The organism is Ruegeria sp. BG7 (genome assembly GCF_056535685.1).
This window is the reverse complement of sequence record NZ_JBQFIU010000001.1, coordinates 762,897-784,032: the sequence shown is the minus strand read 5'-3', so window position 1 is coordinate 784,032 and position 21,136 is coordinate 762,897. Positions and strand designations below refer to the sequence as shown.

The window sequence follows — 21,136 nt, the reverse complement described above, 5'->3', positions numbered from 1 at the left end:
CATGGAATTTGGCTTCACCACTGCCGCTTATGTTGTTGCGGCTGTTCTTTTCATCCTCGCTTTGGGCGGGTTGTCGAACCAGGAAAGCGCCAAGCGTGCGGTCTGGTACGGCATTGTTGGTATGGCGCTGGCGGTCTTTGCTACGCTTGTGGGTCCGGGCTCGGGCCTGTGGCTGCTGTCGCTGCTGCTGATCATCGGCGGCGGTCTGATCGGTCAATATGTGGCGCAGCGCGTCCAGATGACCGAGATGCCGCAGCTTGTGGCTGCGATGCACTCGCTGGTTGGTTTAGCAGCGGTCTTCGTGGGCTTCAACGCGCATTTTGAAGTTCAGAACGTGGCCGAGGTCTTTGCGATTGCCGACGCCGCGAAAGAGGTTGAACTGGACGGTCTGGGGTCCTTTGCGCAACTGATCGCTAAGAAGACCCCGGCGGAGCTGGCAATTCTGCATGTGGAACTGTTCCTGGGCATCTTCATCGGTGCGATCACCTTTACCGGCTCGGTCGTGGCTTATGGCAAGCTGGCGGGCAAAGTGACGAGCGCGGCGACCAAACTGCCCGGCGGTCATGCGCTGAACGCGGCTGCTGCGGGCCTCTCGCTAATCTGCCTGTTCTGGTACACCAGCACCGGCGGGTTCTTCCCGCTGTTCCTGATGACGCTGGCTGCGTTGTTCATCGGCTATCACCTGATCATGGGCATCGGTGGCGCCGACATGCCGGTGGTTGTGTCGATGCTGAACAGCTATTCGGGCTGGGCGGCGGCAGCGATTGGCTTCTCGCTGGGCAACGACCTGCTGATCGTGGTTGGTGCGCTGGTGGGCTCGTCGGGTGCGATCCTGTCTTACATCATGTGTAAGGCGATGAACCGTCACTTTGTCAGCGTGATCCTTGGGGGCTTTGGTGGCCCGCAGGGGGAACAGATGGCCGTTGAAGGTGAACAGATCGCCATTGAAGCGGACGGCGTTGCGGCTGCTCTGAATGACGCGGACAGTGTCATTATCATCCCAGGATACGGTATGGCCGTGGCGCAGGCGCAGCAGTCAGTCAGCGAGCTTGTTCGCAAGCTGCGTGCCAAGGGCAAAGAGGTGCGCTTTGCAATCCACCCGGTTGCAGGTCGTCTGCCTGGCCACATGAACGTGCTGTTGGCCGAGGCAAAGGTGCCTTATGACATCGTGCTGGAAATGGACGAGATCAACGACGATTTCCCCGACACAGACGTGGCCATCGTGATCGGTTCAAATGACATCGTGAACCCGGCCGCACAAGAAGATCCCAACAGCCCCATCGCCGGGATGCCGGTTCTTGAGTGCTGGAAGGCGAAGCAGGTGTTTGTGTCGAAACGTGGTCAGGGCACCGGCTATTCAGGTATCGAAAACCCGCTGTTCTTCAAAGAGAACACACGCATGTTCTATGGCGACGCGAAACAGTCGCTCGATAAACTGCTGCCCATGATCGACTGATCAAAAGACTTAATCCAATTGCAAAGGGCGCCTTCGGGCGCCCTTTTCTTTTTTTGTATTGCAGGAGGCTTTGCCTCCTGACCTCCAAGGTATTTTTAGCCAGATGAAGCAGCGGATTGTGGTAAAATGGATTGGTCAGGAGGTTTGTGATGCAGAAGGTGAATGGCATAGGAGGCGTGTTTTTTCGCGCCCGCGATCCAAAAGCTTTGAGCGCGTGGTACGCGGAACACCTGGGCGTCGATCATTACGATCCCGTGCCTTGGAAACAACGCGAAGGCTATACTGTCTTTGCTCCGTTTGCGCAGGACACCGAGTATTTCGGGCGGGAAGATCAGCAATGGATGATCAACTTCCGTGTCGATGATCTGGCGGCCATGACTCGGCAACTGGAGGCGGCTGGAATCGCCGTTGAAACGCATCCGGATTGGGACAGCGAGGTTGGGAAATTCGCGCGCATCCACGATCCTGAGGGCAATCCCATCGAGCTGTGGCAGCCAAATCAATGAGATAGCCGGCTTGTATACCTTAGTATCCCTGTAAGTATATGAAACAAAAAGAGAATTGATGTAACTGATATGTGTCGTATAGTGCGCGTGACGAGGCGGAGCCCTGAATGACACCGATTGACGACCACCCCCTTCGCTATGCGCTGGCCAATGAACTGCACGCACGACCATTCCCGGTTGCGTCTATGCCATGCACAGTGGTTTTTTTAGCAATCAAGAAACCCGAGGCTGCGGTTGCGCGTGATCGTAGTCAGGATTTGGCCCATTTGATCAATCTTCTGGATCGCCATGGCGCGCAGCATCCTCAGCCTGATGCCACGCATTACGCCGGTCAGATCGGTCGGCATTGGCTAAAATGGGAGCAACACACAGAGTTTGTCACCTACACGGCAATCGCGCAGAACGTGAGTGACCGTGCGTTCAACCCGGCCGATTTCGAAGTTTTTCCTCTTGATTGGTTGATGGCCAGTCCGGGCCAAAGGGTCACATCTGTGATGGTTCGTGTCGTAGAGCGCGAAAGTGACGACGCGATTAAGTCCAAATTGCTGGACTGGTTCGAGCCTGAAAGCCTGGCCGTGGCCAGGGTATTGGATGATGCCGCCGTATGCGCCAGCGATTTTCGCATCGATCCGGCAGGCCATATGCGGTTTGCTTTGTTCGTGGCCGAAGGAACAGGTCGCCGCCGAACGGGGCGAATTGTCCAGCGCTTGTGCGAAATTGAAACCTATAAGGCGATGTCCATGTTGGGTTTTGCGCGCGTTAAGCAGTTGATGCCGCGTATCGGAGAGTTGGATGGGCAGTTAACCCGGTTGATGGGACAGATGACCGACAACTCGGCTCAGCCCGACTCGCTTTTGCAGGATCTGCTGTCGACGTCGATTGAACTTGAAACTCTGTCAGCCCGGTGCTCGTTCCGGTTCGGGGCAACGGGTGCCTATGAAGCTATCGTCAATCAACGGATTGAAGTGTTGCGGGAAGAGCGGTTCCAGGGCGGTCAGAACTTTGCCGATTTCATGATGCGGCGCTATGACCCTGCGATTCGTACCGTAAAATCCACTGAACGCCGTCTTCAGGCTTTGTCTGACAGGGCTATCCGCGCGGGCGAGTTGCTGCGAACCAGGGTGGATGTGGAACGCAGTGCGCAGAACCAGGCATTGTTGGAAAGCATGGACCGTCGGGCGGACCTGGCCTTGCGGCTGCAGCATACTGTCGAAGGGCTGTCCGTTGTTGCCATCAGCTACTACGCGGTTTCATTGGTGAGCTATCTTCTGTATCCGCTGACGGCTTCGGGCATTAGCAAAGGTATGTTGACGGCAGCGGTTACAGTTCCCGTTGTGGCCGGAGTATGGTTCGCAATCCGTCGGATCCGCAAGCGGCTTGGCTGAAGGTCAATTGCCAAATTTGGAAAGACCTGTAGAACAAAGGCGTTTGGCGAGCTACGCGAGGGTTTCCTGTGATTTCTTTAGGTGCAGCATGGCGGGCTGTTGCCGCCATGTTCATTCTGAATGGTGCTTTGTTCGGGATATGGGCCTCGCGCATTCCTGCCGTGCGCGACCGGTTGGGCCTGTCTCATGAAGAACTGGGCTACGGGTTGCTGTTCATGGCGGCTGGTGCTGTATGTTCTTTTCCCATCACCGGGCGGCTTACGGATCGGTTCGGCGCTGTTGCTATCACCCGCGTCATTGCGGTGCTCTACACCCTGTCGCTGATCCTGCTGGCCATTGCCGGGGGGTTTTGGGGGCTGGCGGTCTTTCTGTTCATCTTTGGTGCTTTCCATGGCTCCATGGACGTGGCGATGAATGCCTGGGCGGCAGAGGTTGAACAGGCATATGACAAGCCTGTGATGTCTTCTTTCCACGCGATGTGGAGCCTTGGCGCGGGTCTTGGTGCGCTGAGTGGCTACGCTGCTGTTCAGATGGGGTTGAGCGTTCTTGCGCACTTCCTAACGGCAGGTGGGATTGTTGTGGGCTTTGCGCTGACCTTGTCTTGGGTGCACTGGACTTCAAAACGCTCGGAAGGGGAGCAAGGGTCCGTCTTTGCGTTGCCGTCCGGCATATTGGTGTTGGTAGGGTTTACTGCATTGTGCGGGGCATTGGGCGAAGGTGCCGTTGCAGATTGGAGCGCGATCTATTTGCGTGACATCACGAATGCGACTGAAAGCGTTGCGGCCCTGGGATATGCCGTCTTTTCCGTTACAATGGTGGCGTTTCGCCTTGCCGGTGCTTTTGTCATTACGCGCTTCGGCCCGGTTGCCACGGCCCGGTTCGGTGGGCTCTGTGCCGCTTTGGGCGTGTTTGGCGTGGTGTCAGCGGTGGCGCCAGAGCTTGCCTTGGCGGGCTTTGCCCTGATGGGGGTAGGCTATGCCGTTATAATGCCGCTGGCATTCAGTCGGGCTGCAAGTGACCTAGATGTGCCGCCGGGGCAGGCCATCGCCAGTGTTGCAACTTTGGGATATGGGGGGCTGTTGATCGGGCCGCCATTGATCGGCTTTTTAGCGGAATTGTTTGGCCTGCGTCTGGCATTCTCGGTGTTGTTGCCGTTGGCGGTCCTGATCATTGTATTGGCCGGCGCGCTAAGGCGCGCCGACTGAATTTGCTTAACGTCCGCGAATGCGCGGATCCAGCGCGTCGCGCAGACCATCGCCCAGGTAATTCACGCTGAGCACGGTCAACGAGATTGCCAGTCCGGGCCAGAACACGCGCTCGGGGTATTGCTGCAAGTAGTCGACACCGTCGAACAGCAGCCGACCCCAGGTCGGGAAATCAGGCGGGAAGCCCAGCCCAAGGAAGGACAATGCGCTTTCGGTGATGATCGCCGTGGCAATCCCCAGTGTCGCGGACACCATGATCGGCGACAGCACGTTGGGCAGAATATGCCGTGTGATGATCTGACTGTTGCTGGTGCCGATAGAGCGCGCCGCCAGAACGAATTCACGTTCCTTGATGGCCAGCACGTCGCCCCGCACGATCCGGGCGGTTGGCATCCAAGAGGTGATGCCGATAGCGCAGACAATCAGGATGAAGATGCCCCGCTCCAACCCAAAGGCAGCCGATAATGGCTCGCGGAACAGAAGCATCATGACCAACAGCAGGGGCAGCAGGGGCAGGGCCAGGAACAGGTCCGTCAGGCGCATCAGCGGTCCGTCAAGCCGTTTGAAGAACCCGGCCAAGACACCGATAAACGACCCCAGGAAAAGCGCCAGAAGCATTGCCGTAATACCGACAGAGACCGAGGTCTGCCCGCCTGACATCATGCGCGCCAGAATGTCCCGGCCCAACTGGTCGGTTCCAAACGGATGTGCCCAGCTTGGCCCTTGATTGCGCGCACGGATGTCGATCTGCGTTGGATCAATGCTCCATAGTAACGGCCCCAAGTAGACGCCAGCCACAATGAAGATGAACAGGATCGCACCGATCATCGCGCCCTTATGGGTTTTGAACTGATCCCACACATCGCGCCATTGGCTGCGGGGTGGGGTGGTCAGTTCCTCCATCACGTCAGCGGTTGGCAACGCGGTGGAAGCAGGTGCTAGTCCTTCATCCGGGATCAGCGTGTCTGATTTGTCGGCATCAGTCATAGCGAATCCTCGGGTCCAGAATGCCGTACAGAACATCGGCGATCAGGTTGAACAGCACGATCAGCACGGCGAAGATGAAGGTCAGGGTTTGCACCATCGGCAAGTCGTTGGCCTGAATTGCGCCGATCAGCAACTGGCCGATACCATTCACCTTAAACACCTGCTCGGTGATGATAGCGCCGCCAAAGATGGCCGGGATACCCAGCGCAATCACAGTGACCACCGGGATCATCGAGTTGCGCAGGACGTGAACCATAACCACGGTGTATTCGCTAAGCCCCTTGGCGCGGGCGGTGCGGACGTAATCCTGATTGAGGTTGTCCAGCATCGAGGCGCGCATGAAGCGTGAAAGCTGTGCCGTGATTTGCAAGGCCAGAACCATGACCGGCATGATCATCTGTTTTAGCTGTACAACAAAGCTGTCCCAGCTGTTGACCACATGGGTGGTGTCATAGATCGACGGGAACCAACCCAGCTGGACCGAGAAGATCACGATCACCAGAACGCCCGAGAAAAAGGGCGGGACCGAAAAGCCGACCATCGACACGAAGGTGCCCATCTGGTCGAACCAAGAATACTGGCGATAAGCGGAATAGATACCGATGGGCAGGGCGATCAGAATGGCGACCACATAGGCGGTGCCAACAACCCACAGAGTCTGTGGGATACGTTGAACGACGATGTCCATAACGGGCGAGCGGGTCTGCCACGAAATCACACGCAGGTCACCTTCGGAAAAGGTGGTGCCAAACATGTGGTCGATCAGAACCTGCGGTTCGATCCAGAAGAATTGCACGATCCATTTCCAGAACCGGATATGCATGGGTTGGCCAAGGCCAAGCGCTTCGCGCATCTTCTCTTTGACTTCGGGCGGGACGGTAAGCGGGACCTGCGCCATCGGGTCGCCGGGGGCAAGCTCGAGCAGCAGGAAAATGACGAGGCTGATGAACAGCAGCGTGGGTACGGCCAGCACCAGTCGTCTGATTGTAAAGTTGAGCATTCAAAGGCGCCTTTGTTGATGCGTCTTTTTGTTGGAGTGGTCTGCAAATGACCGCGCCCCGATACGGGTCGGGGCGCGGCTTTGCAAGACTAATGCTTAGGAACCGGTCTTGCGGTACCAGTCCGCAATGTTCCACAGCTCGCTGTCCCAAACGTTCAGGACAACGCCACCCAGCGTGTTTGCGTGCGCCGACAGACGACCACGGTGGACCAGCGGGATCATGCCGCCGTTCTGAACCATGATGTCGTTCAGCTGCTTCGCAATCTCAGCGCGGGCTTCCAGACCCGCAGTTTCGGCCAGCTGACCATGCAGCTTGTCAAACTCTTCGTTGCAGAAGCGGCTGATGTTTTCACCCTGCCACTGGCTTTCCGGCTTCGGTGCTTTGTCGCACAGGCCGTTGCCCAGGTAAGACTGCGGGTCAGTGCCGTTGAAGGTGTTGGCGTACATTTCAACGTCAGCATAGAACTTCTGGAAGGTGTCAGGCGAACCCGGGTCACCACCAAAGAAGACCGACGCGTTGATGTTGCGCAGTTCGGTTTCAACACCGATCTGGCTCCACCATTCTTTGATCAGCGCCTGGAAGTCCTGACGAACGGCGTTGGTCGATGTCTGATAGACAATCTTCAGCGGAACGCCGTCTTTTTCGCGAACGCCGTCGCCATCGGAGTCAACGATGCCAGCGTCATCCAGCAGTTTCTTCGCGCCTTCGATATCCTGCGTGTCACAAGTCATTGAAGTCGAGTTGAACGCAGCAGGAGCCGGAACCCAGTTACAGGTCACTTTACCCGCCTGGCCATAGCCGATCTCAACCAGCAGCGGGCGGTCGATTGCCATGGACAGGGCCTTGTAGACCGCAGGGTCTTGCAGGAACGGGTGCGGATGTTTGGCCGTCGAACGCTCGCCTTCCGGCAGGTCCGGTGACGGGTTGGTCTGGTTCAGCATGATGCGCTCGACCAGCGGACCAAAGCCTGCAACCGGAGTACCTTTGCCGCCTTCCTGCATCTGAGCAATCACTTCAGGCGCCAGTTGTAGGTTCCAGGCATAGTCAAACTCGCCTGTCTCCATAACGGCACGACCGGCAGCGGTTGCGTCGCCGCCACCTTTGAAGGTTACGGTCGCGAAGGCGGGTTTGGCCGGATCACGATAGTTGTCATTGGCTTTGAAGGTGATCACGTCGTTCGGCTTGAACTCGGTCACGACAAACGGGCCGGTCCCGATCGGGTTGAAGTTCTGATCGGTGCACTCAGGAGCCTTCGCGCCCAGGCAATCGGCGAACTGAGCCGCTTGAATAATTGGGCTTTCACCACCTACGAAGGGTCCGTACGGGAACGGGGTGGGCGCGTCAAAAGTGACCTTAACAGTCAGGTCGTCCAAAGCCTCGACCGAGGTGACGCCTTCAAACTTTGTGACCTGCGCACAGCCGCCTTCGGGGTGCATGCAGTAATCAGCAGTGAATTTCACGTCTGCCGAGGTGAATGGGGTGCCATCCGACCAGGTGATTCCAGGTGCGATTTTCCAAGTGATCGAGGTCAGGTCTTCGCTGACACCGCCGTTCTCAACAGTCGGGATTTCAGAGGCCAGGAAAGGAACCATGTTGCCGTCTTGGTCATAGCGCGCCAGCGGTTCGATCACCAACGAGGCTGATTCCACATCTTTCGTACCACCCGACAGGAACGGGTTCAGGATCGACGGAGCTTGCCAATAAATGATGCTGACGTTGCCGTCCGATCCACGCTCGGCAAAGGCCATCGGAGCCATTGCCGTGCTTGCAATCGCACCAAGCAAAAGGGTTTTGATTTTCATAATTTACTCCCGAATTGGACACGTTTGTGTCTCGATTATTTCCGCATGGCCTGCGGACTTGGCGTTGCCGCTTTGGGGCAAGGTTTTGATCAATAAAGATAATAGCGCTAACGTTTTTCAGCGCGCGCTCTCCCCAAAGCAGTTACGTGGGGTATCGAAACAGAACTTGCAAAAAATGCAAGTGGTGCCGTCGCGAAAATGTGTATTGCGTTTGACTTTTCCCGGTAGCCCGCCGTAGCGTTCGGCACTCAGAACAAAAATGACAACGTCAGGGGAGCGTGCGCGTGCTGGATCAGCCTATTGCACAAATCAAAAAACTGCGGGTGGAATTTCAGACCAAGGACGGCCCTGTCGTCGGCGTCGAAGACGTCTCGTTCGAGGTCAATCCGGGCGAAACCGTTTGTATCGTTGGTGAATCGGGCTCTGGAAAGTCGGTGTCATCGCTGTCTCTGATGCGGTTGGTCGAGTTTGGCGGGGGCGAGATTGCGGGCGGCGAACTGCTGTTCGATCGCCGCGATGGCGAAGAGATGGACCTTTCCAATGCCGACCAGGATCTGATGAAACAGATTCGCGGAAACGAGATCGGGATGATCTTTCAGGAGCCGATGACCGCCCTGAACCCGGTGTTTACTGTCGGCCGCCAGTTGACCGAAGGGCTGCGCATCCACAAGGAAATGTCGAAAGCGCAGGCTGAAGAAAGGGCATTGGAACTGCTGCGTCAGGTTCGCATTCCGGAACCGGAACGCCGCCTTAAGCAATACCCGCACGAGCTGTCCGGTGGGATGCGCCAGCGTGTGGTCATCGCGATGGCCATGGCGTGCGAACCGCGCCTGTTGATCGCGGATGAACCCACCACGGCTTTGGATGTGACCATTCAGGCCGAGATTTTGGCTCTGATGGACCGTCTCAAGCGGGAAACCGGCACAGCAGTGATGTTCATCACCCACGATATGGCAGTGGTTGCACAGATGGCTGACCGCGTGGTGGTTATGTTCCGCGGCAACAAGGTCGAAGAGGGTACCGTCAAGGAAATCTTCGAGAACCCGCAGCACGACTATACCAAGGCCCTTCTGGCCGCGGTGCCAAAACTGGGTGAGATGCGGGGTAAATCCGCACCCGAGCCCATGAAGCTGTTGGGGGTGGAGGGGCAGAATATTGCCCCCATCCCCGGCACCGAAGATGTTCTGCTGACCGTCAAGAATCTGACGACGCGTTTTCCGGTCAAAGGCGGGTTGTTGCGGCGCACGATTTCGAACGTCCATGCAGTTGAAGACGTCTCATTCACGCTGAACAAGGGCCAGACCCTCAGCCTTGTGGGTGAATCCGGGTGCGGCAAATCCTCGGCCGGACGCTCGATCCTGCGGCTGGTCGAGCCCATGGCGGGTGAGGTCAATCTGGACGGCGTCGATATCATGAAGCTTGACCCTGCCGGTCTGCGCAAGGCGCGGTTGGACATGCAGATGATCTTTCAGGATCCCTTCGCGTCGCTGAACCCGCAAATGCAGTTGGTGGATCAGGTGGCTGAACCGATGCGCAACTACGGGGTTGCGACTGGATCAGAGCTGCAAGACCGCGTCGCACAGCTGTTCGACAAGGTGCAGCTGCCCCGCAGTTTCATGCGCCGTTTCCCGCATGAAATGTCAGGTGGTCAGCGTCAACGGATCGCCATTGCCCGGGCCTTGGCCCTTAACCCAAAGCTGATCATCGCGGATGAAGCCGTTTCGGCCCTCGACGTGTCGGTGCAGGCACAGGTGCTGAACCTGATGATGGAACTGCAATCCGAGCTGGGCCTGTCCTATCTGTTCATCAGCCATGATATGGCAGTGGTTGAACGGGTCAGCCATTATGTCGGGGTCATGTATCTGGGTCGCATCGTCGAGCTTGGCCCACGCGCCCGGGTCTTCGAAAACCCCCAGCATGCCTATACGCAGGCGCTGATGAAGGCGGTTCCGATCGCGGACCCCAACAAGCGGAAGTCCGAAAAAGACCTGAACTTCAAGCCGATTCCGTCTCCGATTCATCCTGTGGGCCACACGCCGGAACCTTCGCAATATCAAGAGGTTGAGCCGGGTCACTTCATCCTGACGACGGACAGCGGATACTAATACCAATGGCAAATCGCCTGACGCCGCTTGAGATCATGACCAAGCTGATCTCTTTTCCAACCGTAAGCCGCGAAACCAATCTGCCACTGGTGGATTGGGTTGAGGAGTATTTGCTAGGTCACGGGATTAAACCGCATCGCTGGCCCGACCCGGATCAACCGCACAAGGCTGCGATCTTTGCGCATGTTGGTCCATTTGAAGAAGGCGCAGTGGTTCTGTCTGGTCACACTGACGTCGTGCCGGTGGATGGTCAGCCGTGGGATACGGACCCGTTTCACGTGACCGAGAAAGACGGCAAGTATTTTGGGCGGGGCACGTGCGACATGAAGGGCTTCGATGCTTTGGCCATTTGGGCCCTTGTCGAAGCGCATCACGCCGGGGTCAAACGGCCATTGCAGCTTGCGCTCAGCTTTGATGAAGAGGTCGGCTGCACTGGTGCGCCGCCTATGATCCAGGCGATGCAGGAAGTTCTGCCCAAAGGATCCGCCGTGATCGTGGGTGAACCATCCATGATGCAGGCCGTGACAGGGCACAAAGGTGGTTTCGGCTTTGATACCCACATCACGGGATTCGAAGTTCATAGCTCGATCATGCACACAGGCGTCAACGCGATTATGGAGGCCGCGCCTCTGATCGATTGGGCGAACCGGCAGAACGCAGCAAATATGGTGGCGGACCCCAGCCCGGTTGCCGCCGTTTTCGATCCGCCATGGACGACCTGCCATGTTGGCATGATTGAAGGTGGCACAGCGCACAATATTACCGCCAAGGACTGCAAGTTCATGATGGATTTCCGAACCGTGCCGGATGAATCCAAGGCGCAATGGCAGGATGCTTATTTTCAGCAGGTCCGCGCGATTGAGGCCCGTATGCAGCAAGTGCACCCCGAGGCCCGTATCGAACTTTCCGAAAACTTTTCTATCCCGGGACTCGTGCCTGAACAGGATGGTGAAGCGGAAACTCTGGTGCGCGCGTTGACGGGCGACAATGCCAGCCATGTTGTCAGCTATGGAACCGAGGCGGGGCAGTTTCAGGAAGCTGGATATTCGGCGGTGATTTGCGGCCCCGGCGATATTGCGCAGGCCCATCAGCCGAATGAGTTCATTTCGGTCGCTCAGTTCGAAGCTGGGCAAAAGTTCATGCAGCGCTTGGTTGAAAAGCTGGGCACCTGATCCGACGTAAAGCGGTAATCGCAGCCGAAGGGGAGGTTTTGAGATGCCGGTAAAAAACAGACTTGCGGAAATGCATGGCGAGATTACCAAGTGGCGCCGTTATCTACATGCACATCCTGAGCTCATGTATGACGTTCACGAAACCGCAGCATTTGTTGCGGACCGTCTGAAAGAATTTGGCGTAGACGAGATTACTCCGGGGATTGGCAAAACTGGTGTTGTTGGAGTGATCAAAGGGCGCACGGATACGCAGGGGCGTGTCATTGGCCTGCGGGCGGATATGGATGCGCTGCCGATTGAAGAGGCGACAGGGCTGGACTATGCCTCAACCGTTTCAGGTAAGATGCACGCCTGCGGTCATGACGGTCACACCTCGATGCTGCTGGGGGCAGCGCAATATCTGGCCGAGACACGCAATTTCGACGGCACTGTGGTTCTGATCTTTCAGCCAGCCGAAGAAGGTGGCGCAGGTGGACTGGCCATGTGTCAGGACGGGTTGATGGACCGCTGGGGCATTCAGGAAGTTTATGGCATGCACAACATGCCCGGTCTTCCTGTGGGTGAGTTTGCCATTCGACCGGGTGCGCTGCTGGCTTCATCTGACGAGTTCAAAATTACCGTAACCGGCAAAGGCGGGCACGCTGCCGCACCTCATGACGCGGTGGACACGACGCTGGTTGCCTCGCATATCGTTGTTTCGTTGCAATCCGTGGTGTCGCGCACGGTTGACCCGATCAAGCGCGTTGTCTTGACAGTTGGAACTTTCGAAACGGACAGTGTGGCGTCAAACGTGATTGCGCACACCGTACGTTTGCAGGGAACAGTTCGGACGCTGGATCCTGAATACCGCGCAATCGCGGAAGACCGGGTGCGCCGGATCGCCGAGGATACGGCGTCGGCCTTTGGAGCCACGGCAGAGGTAGTTTGGGAGTCTGGTTACCCTGTGACCGTGAACTCGGATGCCGAAACAACATACGCAGCCGAGGCAGCCCAAGCTGTCGCGGGTAAGGTCAACGACAGCACGGACCCGATCATGCCGTCCGAAGATTTTGCCTATATGCTTGAAGAACGGCCCGGAGCTTACATCTTTATCGGGAACGGGGATACGGCCATGTGCCATCACCCCGAATATAATTTTGATGACGACGCCATTCCCGCCGGCTGCAGTTGGTTTGCCGAGCTTGTGGAACGACGATTGCCCGTCGCATAAATCAGGGAGAATGACATGCCGATTAAAAACCGCCTTGCAGAGATGCACGATGAAATCACAGGTTGGCGGCGTGACATTCACCAACATCCGGAAATTCTGTATGACACCCACCGCACCAGCGCACTGGTTGCCGAAAAGCTGAAGGAGTTCGGCTGTGATGAGGTTGTCACTGGCATTGGTCGGACCGGTGTAGTCGGGGTCATTCGCGGCAAAAGCGACACGCAGGGCCGCGTGATCGGGCTGCGCGCGGACATGGATGCGCTGCCGATGCAGGAGCAGACCGGGCTGGACTATGCCTCGAAAACAGAAAATGCGATGCATGCCTGCGGTCATGACGGGCATACGGCCATGGTTTTGGGCGCAGCGAAATACCTGTCTGAAACACGCAATTTCGACGGAACCGCTGTGGTGATTTTCCAACCCGCCGAAGAAGGCGGCAATGGCGCAGAAGCCATGTGCAAAGACGGTTTGATGGACCGGTTCGGCATTCAGGAAGTCTACGCCATGCACAATGTTCCGGGTTTGCCTACCGGGCAATTTGCGATCCGGTCGGGGCCGTTGCTTGCGGCAGCGGATGAGTTCTCGATTCAGCTGGAAGGGCGGGGCGGTCACGCGGCGAAACCACATGAGACTGTGGATACGACGGTGATGATGTCGCAATTGATCGTGGCTTTGCAGACCATTGTGTCACGCAACGCAGACCCAATTCAGCAGGGTGTCCTGTCTGTGACGTCGGTCGAGACGTCGTCCAAAGCATTCAACGTGATCCCGCAATCGGCGCAGATACGCGGTACGGTGCGCACGCATTCGAACGAGATGCGCGACTTGATTGAGAAACGCCTCAAAGAGGTCGCCGAAGGGATCGCCGCGACGTTCGGTGGTTCGGTGAACGTCAATTACACGCGCGGTGTACCGGTGACGATCAATGCTGAAGAGCAAACAGGTTATGCCGAACAGGCCGCGGTATCTGTTGGTGGCAGTTGTGTCGAGGCTTCGATGGTGATGGGGGGCGAGGATTTCTCGTTCATGTTGGAAGAACGGCCCGGAGCCTTCATTGTTCTGGGTAACGGAGACAGCGCCGGGTTGCACCACCCCGAATACAATTTCAACGACCAGATCATCCCGATCGGGTGCTCGTGGTTTGCGGAAATGGTCGAGCGCCGGATGCCGGCGGCTTGAATTAGGAGAGAGAAGAAATGCCAGTTAAAAACCGATTTGCCGAATTACAGAATGAGATCACCGCTTGGCGACGGGATCTGCACGAAAACCCGGAAATCCTGTTTGAAACCCACCGTACCAGCGCAGTTGTGGCCGAGAAACTCAAAGAGTTCGGTTGTGATGAGGTTGTCACCGGCATCGGACGCACCGGTGTCGTGGGTGTGATCAAGGGCAAGTCGGACAGCAGGGGCAAGGTGATTGGTCTGCGCGCAGACATGGATGCACTGCCGATTCATGAGGCGACAGGGCTGGATTATGCCTCGAAAACACCGGGTGCTATGCATGCCTGCGGTCATGACGGTCACACAGCGATGCTGTTGGGGGCGGCAAAGTACTTGTCTGAAACACGCAATTTCGACGGCACTGTGGTGGTGATTTTCCAACCCGCCGAAGAAGGTGGCGGTGGTGGCCGTGAAATGTGTGAAGACGGCATGATGGACCGCTGGAACATTCAGGAAGTCTATGGAATGCACAACTGGCCGGGTAAACCGGTTGGCAGCTTTGCCATTCGTCCCGGCTCGTTCTTTGCAGCTACTGATCAGTTCGACATCACCTTTGAAGGTCGCGGCGGGCACGCAGCCAAACCGCAAGAGACGGTGGACACGACCGTGATGACGGCGCAGGCGGTTTTGGCTTTGCAAACCATTGCGTCCCGAAATGCGGATCCGATTGATCAGGTCGTTGTGTCGGTGACGTCTTTTGAAACCTCATCAAAGGCTTTCAACGTGATCCCGCAAACTGTGCAGATCAAAGGTACCGTGCGTACCATGAGCAAGGATATGCGCGATTTGGCTGAAAAGCGGATCAATGAGATTTGTGCAGGCGTGGCAACAACGTTCGGGGGCACCGCGGACGTGACCTATATCCGTGGCTATCCGGTAATGGTGAACAGCGACGAGCAGACCGCGTTTGCAGCGGATGTGGCAAAGTCAGTGTCTGGCGATTGTGAAGAGGCCCCGTTGGTGATGGGCGGCGAGGATTTCGCGTTCATGCTGGAAGAGCGTCCAGGTGCTTATATCCTTGTGGGCAACGGCGACACAGCCATGGTTCATCACCCGGAATACAATTTCAACGACGAGGCCATCCCGGCCGGTTGTAGCTGGTGGGCAGAGATTGTTGAACAACGGATGCCGGCCGCTTGATGAACAGCGTGGGGGCTCTGCCCCCACACCCCCGAGGTATTTTCAGCCAGATGAAGAAGGATCCTGTTAGTGCAGATCAAGCTCTGCACAGAGGGTGTCGATGACGGATTCAAGAGCATCTGACTGCGTGTGTACGCAAGATTGCGCGGCTTTTTGTGCAGATTGCAGGGCGTTCTGGTCTGACAACCAATGCGCCACGATTTGGGAGAGTTCAGCCGCAGTTTGAACCTCGATTGCGCCGCCGGATTTAATCAGCGGGGCAAAGGTCTCGGCAAAGTTAAAGTAACCCGGACCCGTGATCACCGCCGCCCCGGCTTGAGCAGGCTCAAAAGGATTGTGGCCCCCGATTTCTTTCAGTGAGCCGCCGAGGAATACAATCGGGCACAAGGCGTACCAGGTTCCGGTTTCTCCCAGTGTATCAGCGACGTAAATTTGGGTGTTTTCTCTGATCAGTTCGCCCCTGGATCGGAAAGATGCAGGCATATCAGCAACTTTGATCAGCGTTGCAATGTCGTCTCGGCGCTCTGGGTGGCGTGGGATCAACAGCAAGAGCAAGTTCGGCCAGCGTTCAAGCAGTGTCTTGTGCGCGGTCAGAACGGTTTCTTCCTCGCCCGCATGGGTGGAACTTGCAATCCAGACCGGGCGGTCTGCGATCTGTGTTTGGATGTCCTGAAATGTCGCTTGATCCACCGGCAGGGGATCGGACATTGCCTTTAGATTGGTGCCCGGCTGCACGCGGCTTGGCGTTGCGCCGATGTCGATCAGGTTGGCTGCGGTTTTGTCATTCTGGGTCAGAATCAGGTGGAATTTGGATAAAATGAAACGCGCGGTGTTAGGGCGTTTCTTCCAGCCTCTGACAGATTTTTCAGACAGGCGGGCGTTTAGAAGTGCCAGCGGGATGTTCTGCCGATGGCTTTCCACGATCAGGCGGGGCCATATTTCGCTTTCGACGAAGATGCCCGCATCGGGTCGCCAATGAGAGAGAAAGCGAGTTACAGGGCCTGCGGTATCCAGCGGTGGGTATTGATGCCGTGTTCGGGGCGGCATGCGTTTGGCGATCAATGCGGCAGAGGTGGGCGTACCTGAGGTGATCAGGAACTCGGCATCCGGCAGACGGTCAGCCAACCGTTTGATCAGGCTGAGGACCGACAGGCTTTCGCCGACGCTGGCGGCATGAAACCAGATCAGACGCCCAGATGGACGGGGCAGGCTGGCGTGGCCAAGACGCTCTCTTTCTCGGTCTTCAGGTACATCGGCTGCGCGCAGCTTGTTGCGCACGGTTCGCCATGCCAGGGGTTGCACAAGAGCAGTAAAGCCGCAGTACAGTCTGTACAGCAGCGTCGGGCGGTCGTCTGTGCCGGGCATGTCAGCCGCCTGTATGGCTCATGTGACGGCTCATCTGGCCATCGACGGCCTGACGGGAATAGTCGAAGTCGTGACCCTTTGGCTTGAGGTTGATCGCGGCCCGAATTGCGTCCTCTAGTGGCGCTTCGCATTCGGGGTGATCACGCAGCGGGGCACGCAGATCGGCCATATCTTCCTGGCCCAAACACATATACAACTCGCCGGTACAGGTTAGGCGCACGCGGTTGCAGCTTTCGCAAAAGTTATGAGACAGCGGTGTGATGAACCCGATCTTTTGGCCTGTTTCCTCTAGGCGAACATAGCGGGCCGGGCCACCGGTGCGTTCGGCCAAGTCGGTAACTGAATAGTGGTTTTCGTATTCTTTGCGAACGTCCTTAAGCGACCAATATTGATCCAGACGGTCTTCGTTGCCGATGTCGCCCATGGGCATGACCTCGATCCAGGTCAGGTCCATGTCGCGTTCGGCACACCACTCGGTGATTTTGGGCAGTTCGGGCTCGTTGAACCCTTTCAACGCGACCGCGTTGATTTTGATCCGCAAGCCTGCTTTCCGCGCGGCGTCGATGCCGTTCAGGACTTGTTTCAAGCGCCCCCAGCGCGTGACTTTGGCGAATTTGTCATCGTCCAACGTATCCAGCGAAACATTCACCCGCCGCACACCTGCGGCATAGAGGTCCTCTGAGAAGCGATGCAATTGCGAACCGTTTGTGGTCAGCGTGAGTTCTTTCAGTGCGCCGCTGTCCAGGTGACGGGTCATGGCGTTGAAGAAAGTCATGATATTGCGGCGGACCAAGGGCTCTCCGCCCGTAATGCGCAACTTCTCCACACCCATCTTCACAAAGGTCGAGCACATCCGATCCAGCTCTTCCAGCGTTAGCAGGTCTTTCTTGGGCAGAAAGGTCATGTTCTCGGACATGCAATACACGCAGCGGAAATCGCAGCGGTCCGTGACGGAAACGCGGAGATACGTGATGGCGCGGGCAAACGGGTCGATAAGCGGAGCTGTCATGGCGTAATAGGTAAAGCCGGAACCGGGTCCCGACAAGGGTGAACTGTGCTTTGCGCTGGTACAGATGCGCGCAGGGCTGTAGGATTTGGGCATGAAGAAAGCACTTGTAATTCTGTGTGTGTTGGCCGCCGGTTGCGATACAGTCCGGTCCACCACCGACCGCGTCTTCGGACGAAGCGACGCACCCGAGCAGACCGTTGCCGAGGATGAGACCGCGACCGCTGTTTCCGAGGAAGTTCTGCAGCCGGAACCTGTTTCAGCGCGCCCCAGTTGGGCTGGGGCCAGAACCACTATTGCCGGGTTGGGAGACCCGACCACGCCGGGGCGTTGGATGCAGACACCCTTGGTCGAAAGCGAGGTAACAGCGCGCGTAGTGGTGCCAAGAACTGGGGCGCAAGCCTATATCACTCTGGTTCCGATCCCGGGCCCTGCCAGCGGTGGCAGCCGGTTGTCGCTGGACGCCATGCGAGCTTTGCTGGTGCCGCTGGATGAACTGGTTGAGGTCGACGTCTACGCCAACTGATCCTTCAGATACTTGCCGGCTTCACGGTGGGCAAATGGCTTCATCGCGTTGCCGTATTCTTCCAGGAATGCAATCACGCGATCTGGGTCATGCTTGGACAGCTCACGCAGCCACCAAGCGATGGCCTTCTGGATGAACCAGTCGCGATCTGGGACATATCCGGCAGCCCAGCTTAGAATCCGATCGCGGCGCTGCAGGTCTTCCGGCTTGGGGTGGTTCTGTTTTGTCCAGGGCAGAGTTGCAACCAGCGCGGCGCGGCGGGTCCACATATGGTCAGATAGGGCCCACTGTTCAACTTCGTCCAGTCGATCAGGGTTAGCTGAAAGCCGCTTTTGCATTGCCGTGCTGGCGTGGTCGGCGATAGCCCAGGCATCGAAATCAGGCAGCCAGCTTTGCAAAAGGTCCCAAACCGCGTCATCTGGCCGGATGCGCGCCTGAGTCAGCAACTTGGCCGCTAAAACGCGAGCTTCGTGAATGTTGGTCTGCCACAGTCCGTTTGCCACTTCGACACGCGCGGCGACGTCCAGTTCTGTTCGCCATGCTTTGCTCAGGTCGTTCAAAACGGGGTTCGCGACACCAAGATAGACGCGATCCACCTTGTGGTAGCTGGCCATTTGATCCGCACGCTCAGCGTCGGCATGGGCTTTGATTTGATCGAGGAGCCTGGCGGACATCAGATCAGACCGGAACGCCGGTGGGCTTGCCGTCGATTGTCTGCCCGTTTTTCTCTGCCCAGTAGGCGCGGATTTCGTTGTCGGATTTTCCGTCGACCCATTTCTGCATTGTATCGCGGTCGGACTGGAACTCCATGAATGGAACGGCATAGCCACACGAAGTCTGAACTATTTCTATGGACTGGTCATAGATTTGCCGCGCGCTGCGATGATGTGGGAAAAGGTCAGCCAGTTCGTCCCAACCTTCATCCCCGACATGAAGGGTTTGCGCCGTTCCATAGGTGCGCAGGATCAGGGGCCGGGTGCTGAACGAACACCACATCAGCGTCATGCGGTTGACCTGCATCAGGTGGCCTGCTGTTTCGTTGCCACTGCCGGTAAGGTTCATCCAGACGATGCGGTTGGGCCCCAATACCCGCAGCGAGTCCATCCCTTTCGGGGAAATATTGACCTGTCCCTCAGCTCCGGCGGTGCCAACGAAGAACATATGCTGATCTTCGATGAATTTCCGGTGCGCATCTTCGAGCTGAGGGAATTGTTTGGCCATGGTTCACTCTACCGTTACTGATTTTGCCAGATTGCGGGGCTGATCCACATCGGTGCCCTTGGCGACGGCAGTGTGATAGGCCAGCAGCTGTGCAGGAACGGAATAAAGGATCGGTGTCAGATTGTGATGGACATGGGGCATGCGGATCTTGCTCCAAACCTCATCCCCGGCTTCGGCGATACCGTCATCATCCGACACAAGGATCACTTTACCTTTGCGCGCCATGACTTCTTGCATGTTTGAAACGGTCTTGTCGAACACAGTATCCCGCGGGGCCATGACAACCACAGGCATGTGCTTGTCGATCAGGGCGATGGGGCCGTGCTTCAGCTCTCCCGACGCGTAACCTTCGGCGTGAATGTAGCTGATTTCCTTCAGTTTCAACGCACCTTCCAGAGCCAGAGGATACATCAGGCCACGGCCCAGAAACAGAACGTCACGTGCTTCAGACAAGCGCTGGGCGGCTTTGCGGATCGCCCGGTTCTGGTCCAGCGCCGCGTTCAGAACAGTTGGCAATCCGCGGAGCGCCGCAGCGTGATCGGCAATTTCTTCGTCTGTCATCGTGCCCCGGTCAGCAGCGGCCTTCAAAGCCAGCATCAACAGCACGCTCAACTGACAGGTGAATGCCTTGGTCGAGGCCACACCAATCTCGACACCGGCATGGATCGGCAGAGCGATATCGCTTTCGCGCGCAATCGAGCTTTCCGGGACGTTCACAACTGAAACGATCTTCTCGGCCTTGCCTTCGCAATAACGCAATGCGGCCAGCGTGTCGGCGGTTTCGCCCGACTGGCTGACAAACAGCGCCAGAGTTCGGTCGGTGATCGGAGGTTCGCGATAGCGGAACTCGCTGGCGATATCGACCTCAACCGGCATCTTGGCCAGTTGCTCGAACCAGTATTTGGCAGTCAAGCAGGCATAAAAAGCAGTGCCACAGGCTACCATGGTCAGGCGGTCCAGCTTGCTGAAATCCAGATCTGTATCGGGCAACACCACCCGGTCTCCGCTGGTGGGCAGGTAGGACCGGATTGCTTCGGCCACAACGATGGGCTGTTCGGCAATTTCTTTGGCCATGAAGTGCTTGTGTTCGCCCTTGTCCGCGCGTGTATGATCCAGCTTGATCTTGCGCTTTTCGCGGTTGGCCAACTCGCCAGCTTCGGTTCGGATTTCCAGCGAAGTGCGGGTCAGAACCGCACGGTCGCCCTCCTCAAGATACGTGATCTGATTGGTCAACGGCGCCAGCGCGATGGCGTCAGATCCGACATACATCTCACCATCGCCATGGCCAATGGCCAGCGGTGATCCCTTGCGGGCGGCCACGATCAGGTCGTCTTCACCGTCGAACAGAAAGGCTAGTGCAAACGCCCCTTCCAACTGCTCGATAGTCTTGAACGCAGCTTCAACCGGCGACAGGCCCGCGTTGAGGTGATGCTCGGTCATCAGGGCTACGGTTTCCGTATCAGTCTCGGTCTGGAAATCGACGCCATGTTCCGCCAGTTCGGCCCGTAACTCACGATAGTTTTCAACGATGCCATTATGCACCACGGCCACAGGCCCCGCCTTGTGCGGATGCGCATTGTTGACCGAAGGCGCGCCATGTGTGGCCCAACGGGTGTGGCCGATGCCGGATTTGCCAGGCAACGGGTCATGCACCAGCAGATCGCTGAGGTTAACCAGCTTACCGACCGCGCGCCGTCGACCCAACGCGCCATCATTGACTGTTGCTATCCCGGCGCTGTCATAGCCGCGATACTCCAGCCGTTTCAAAGCCTCTACCAGAATAGGGGCCGCCTCGTGCTGCCCCAGAACACCTACTATTCCACACATAA

General features: G+C 57.3%; 18 protein-coding genes. 10 read left to right on the top strand and 8 right to left on the bottom strand.

The genetic code is table 11. The features are described 5' to 3' along the window. Position 1: 1 nt before the first annotated feature. The 4 genes from ACR3EH_RS03870 (at position 2) to ACR3EH_RS03855 (ending at position 4,552) form a co-directional block, all read left to right on the top strand. Positions 2 to 1,456, top strand: a complete 1,455-nt coding sequence (locus ACR3EH_RS03870) for an NAD(P)(+) transhydrogenase (Re/Si-specific) subunit beta (protein WP_171184918.1) — start codon at positions 2 to 4, stop codon at positions 1,454 to 1,456. A gap of 149 nt (positions 1,457 to 1,605) precedes the next feature. Next, entirely contained in the window at positions 1,606 to 1,962 is a 357-nt protein-coding gene (locus ACR3EH_RS03865; protein WP_171184916.1) for a VOC family protein, read from the top strand. Between the two features lie 107 nt (positions 1,963 to 2,069). Then, positions 2,070 to 3,347 (top strand): DUF3422 family protein, encoded by a 1,278-nt coding sequence (locus ACR3EH_RS03860; protein ID WP_171092224.1) that lies wholly within the window; start codon positions 2,070 to 2,072, stop codon positions 3,345 to 3,347. A gap of 107 nt (positions 3,348 to 3,454) precedes the next feature. Beyond that, the gene (locus ACR3EH_RS03855; RefSeq protein WP_171184914.1) at positions 3,455 to 4,552 is read left to right on the top strand and encodes an MFS transporter; all 1,098 of its coding nucleotides are present in this window, start codon (positions 3,455 to 3,457) and stop codon (positions 4,550 to 4,552) included. 6 nt (positions 4,553 to 4,558) lie between these two features. Here the strand turns inward: ACR3EH_RS03855 and ACR3EH_RS03850 are convergent, their stop codons facing one another. The 3 genes from ACR3EH_RS03850 to ACR3EH_RS03840 all read right to left on the bottom strand — a co-directional run bounded on the left by ACR3EH_RS03850 (position 4,559) and on the right by ACR3EH_RS03840 (position 8,342). Continuing rightward, entirely contained in the window at positions 4,559 to 5,539 is a 981-nt protein-coding gene (locus ACR3EH_RS03850) for an ABC transporter permease (protein ID WP_171184912.1), read from the bottom strand. Beyond that, the gene (locus tag ACR3EH_RS03845; protein WP_170375080.1) at positions 5,532 to 6,539 is read right to left on the bottom strand and encodes an ABC transporter permease; all 1,008 of its coding nucleotides are present in this window, start codon (positions 6,537 to 6,539) and stop codon (positions 5,532 to 5,534) included. Before ACR3EH_RS03845 ends, ACR3EH_RS03850 begins: the two co-directional genes overlap by 8 nt. Before the next feature lie 96 nt (positions 6,540 to 6,635). Beyond that, positions 6,636 to 8,342, bottom strand: coding sequence for a peptide ABC transporter substrate-binding protein (locus ACR3EH_RS03840; RefSeq protein ID WP_171184910.1), 1,707 nt, complete (start codon positions 8,340 to 8,342; stop codon positions 6,636 to 6,638). Positions 8,343 to 8,626: 284 nt separating this feature from the next. Between ACR3EH_RS03840 and ACR3EH_RS03835 the strand changes: the two genes are divergently transcribed. From ACR3EH_RS03835 to ACR3EH_RS03815, 5 genes are read left to right on the top strand one after another with little or no spacing between them, the layout of a single operon-like run. Beyond that, positions 8,627 to 10,447 carry an ABC transporter ATP-binding protein gene (locus ACR3EH_RS03835; RefSeq protein ID WP_171184909.1) on the top strand — a complete coding sequence of 607 codons (1,821 nt, stop codon included), beginning with the start codon at positions 8,627 to 8,629 and terminating at the stop codon, positions 10,445 to 10,447. 5 nt (positions 10,448 to 10,452) lie between these two features. Continuing rightward, entirely contained in the window at positions 10,453 to 11,619 is a 1,167-nt protein-coding gene (argE, locus tag ACR3EH_RS03830; RefSeq protein WP_171675430.1) for an acetylornithine deacetylase, read from the top strand. A gap of 43 nt (positions 11,620 to 11,662) precedes the next feature. Next, complete coding sequence (locus tag ACR3EH_RS03825) at positions 11,663 to 12,829, top strand: M20 aminoacylase family protein (RefSeq protein ID WP_171184905.1); 1,167 nt, start codon at positions 11,663 to 11,665, stop codon at positions 12,827 to 12,829. A 15-nt stretch (positions 12,830 to 12,844) separates the two neighbouring features. Beyond that, entirely contained in the window at positions 12,845 to 14,008 is a 1,164-nt protein-coding gene (locus ACR3EH_RS03820; protein WP_171184904.1) for a M20 aminoacylase family protein, read from the top strand. A gap of 17 nt (positions 14,009 to 14,025) precedes the next feature. After that, a complete protein-coding gene (locus ACR3EH_RS03815) occupies positions 14,026 to 15,189 on the top strand; it encodes a M20 aminoacylase family protein (protein ID WP_171184902.1) in 1,164 nt (387 codons plus the stop codon). A gap of 66 nt (positions 15,190 to 15,255) precedes the next feature. Here ACR3EH_RS03815 and ACR3EH_RS03810 read toward each other — a convergent pair whose 3' ends face one another. Both ACR3EH_RS03810 and moaA read right to left on the bottom strand, forming a co-directional pair. After that, positions 15,256 to 16,554: a 3-deoxy-D-manno-octulosonic acid transferase gene (locus tag ACR3EH_RS03810; protein ID WP_171184901.1), complete on the bottom strand. Its 1,299-nt coding sequence runs from the start codon at positions 16,552 to 16,554 to the stop codon at positions 15,256 to 15,258. A gap of 1 nt (position 16,555) precedes the next feature. Continuing rightward, positions 16,556 to 17,563, bottom strand: coding sequence for a GTP 3',8-cyclase MoaA (gene moaA, locus ACR3EH_RS03805; protein WP_171675597.1), 1,008 nt, complete (start codon positions 17,561 to 17,563; stop codon positions 16,556 to 16,558). Between the two features lie 91 nt (positions 17,564 to 17,654). On the opposite strand from moaA, the gene ACR3EH_RS03800 reads away from it, so the two are divergent. Continuing rightward, on the top strand, positions 17,655 to 18,086 hold the full coding sequence (locus ACR3EH_RS03800) for a hypothetical protein (RefSeq protein ID WP_171184898.1): 432 nt from the start codon (positions 17,655 to 17,657) through the stop codon (positions 18,084 to 18,086). Here the strand turns inward: ACR3EH_RS03800 and ACR3EH_RS03795 are convergent. Genes ACR3EH_RS03795 through glmS form a run of 3 tightly spaced genes read right to left on the bottom strand, consistent with a single transcriptional unit; the run spans position 18,074 to position 21,134 of the window. After that, positions 18,074 to 18,760, bottom strand: coding sequence for a DNA alkylation repair protein (locus ACR3EH_RS03795; protein ID WP_171184897.1), 687 nt, complete (start codon positions 18,758 to 18,760; stop codon positions 18,074 to 18,076). The two genes, ACR3EH_RS03800 and ACR3EH_RS03795, sit on opposite strands and share 13 nt — an antisense overlap. 4 nt (positions 18,761 to 18,764) lie before the next feature. Beyond that, entirely contained in the window at positions 18,765 to 19,307 is a 543-nt protein-coding gene (locus tag ACR3EH_RS03790) for a pyridoxamine 5'-phosphate oxidase family protein (protein WP_171184895.1), read from the bottom strand. Positions 19,308 to 19,310: 3 nt separating this feature from the next. After that, positions 19,311 to 21,134 (bottom strand): glutamine--fructose-6-phosphate transaminase (isomerizing), encoded by a 1,824-nt coding sequence (gene glmS / locus ACR3EH_RS03785; protein ID WP_171646672.1) that lies wholly within the window; start codon positions 21,132 to 21,134, stop codon positions 19,311 to 19,313. Between the last annotated feature and the right edge of the window lie 2 nt (positions 21,135 to 21,136).

Coding starts and splice junctions, on each gene's coding strand:
- ACR3EH_RS03870 (WP_171184918.1), top strand. CDS start 2: ATGGAATTTGGCTTCACCACTGCCGCTTATGTTGTTGCGGCTGTTCTT.
- ACR3EH_RS03865 (WP_171184916.1), top strand. CDS start 1,606: ATGCAGAAGGTGAATGGCATAGGAGGCGTGTTTTTTCGCGCCCGCGAT.
- ACR3EH_RS03860 (WP_171092224.1), top strand. CDS start 2,070: ATGACACCGATTGACGACCACCCCCTTCGCTATGCGCTGGCCAATGAA.
- ACR3EH_RS03855 (WP_171184914.1), top strand. CDS start 3,455: ATGTTCATTCTGAATGGTGCTTTGTTCGGGATATGGGCCTCGCGCATT.
- ACR3EH_RS03850 (WP_171184912.1), bottom strand. CDS start 5,539: ATGACTGATGCCGACAAATCAGACACGCTGATCCCGGATGAAGGACTA.
- ACR3EH_RS03845 (WP_170375080.1), bottom strand. CDS start 6,539: ATGCTCAACTTTACAATCAGACGACTGGTGCTGGCCGTACCCACGCTG.
- ACR3EH_RS03840 (WP_171184910.1), bottom strand. CDS start 8,342: ATGAAAATCAAAACCCTTTTGCTTGGTGCGATTGCAAGCACGGCAATG.
- argE (WP_171675430.1), top strand. CDS start 10,453: ATGGCAAATCGCCTGACGCCGCTTGAGATCATGACCAAGCTGATCTCT.
- ACR3EH_RS03825 (WP_171184905.1), top strand. CDS start 11,663: ATGCCGGTAAAAAACAGACTTGCGGAAATGCATGGCGAGATTACCAAG.
- ACR3EH_RS03820 (WP_171184904.1), top strand. CDS start 12,845: ATGCCGATTAAAAACCGCCTTGCAGAGATGCACGATGAAATCACAGGT.
- ACR3EH_RS03815 (WP_171184902.1), top strand. CDS start 14,026: ATGCCAGTTAAAAACCGATTTGCCGAATTACAGAATGAGATCACCGCT.
- ACR3EH_RS03810 (WP_171184901.1), bottom strand. CDS start 16,554: ATGCCCGGCACAGACGACCGCCCGACGCTGCTGTACAGACTGTACTGC.
- moaA (WP_171675597.1), bottom strand. CDS start 17,563: ATGACAGCTCCGCTTATCGACCCGTTTGCCCGCGCCATCACGTATCTC.
- ACR3EH_RS03800 (WP_171184898.1), top strand. CDS start 17,655: ATGAAGAAAGCACTTGTAATTCTGTGTGTGTTGGCCGCCGGTTGCGAT.
- ACR3EH_RS03795 (WP_171184897.1), bottom strand. CDS start 18,760: ATGTCCGCCAGGCTCCTCGATCAAATCAAAGCCCATGCCGACGCTGAG.
- ACR3EH_RS03790 (WP_171184895.1), bottom strand. CDS start 19,307: ATGGCCAAACAATTCCCTCAGCTCGAAGATGCGCACCGGAAATTCATC.
- glmS (WP_171646672.1), bottom strand. CDS start 21,134: ATGTGTGGAATAGTAGGTGTTCTGGGGCAGCACGAGGCGGCCCCTATT.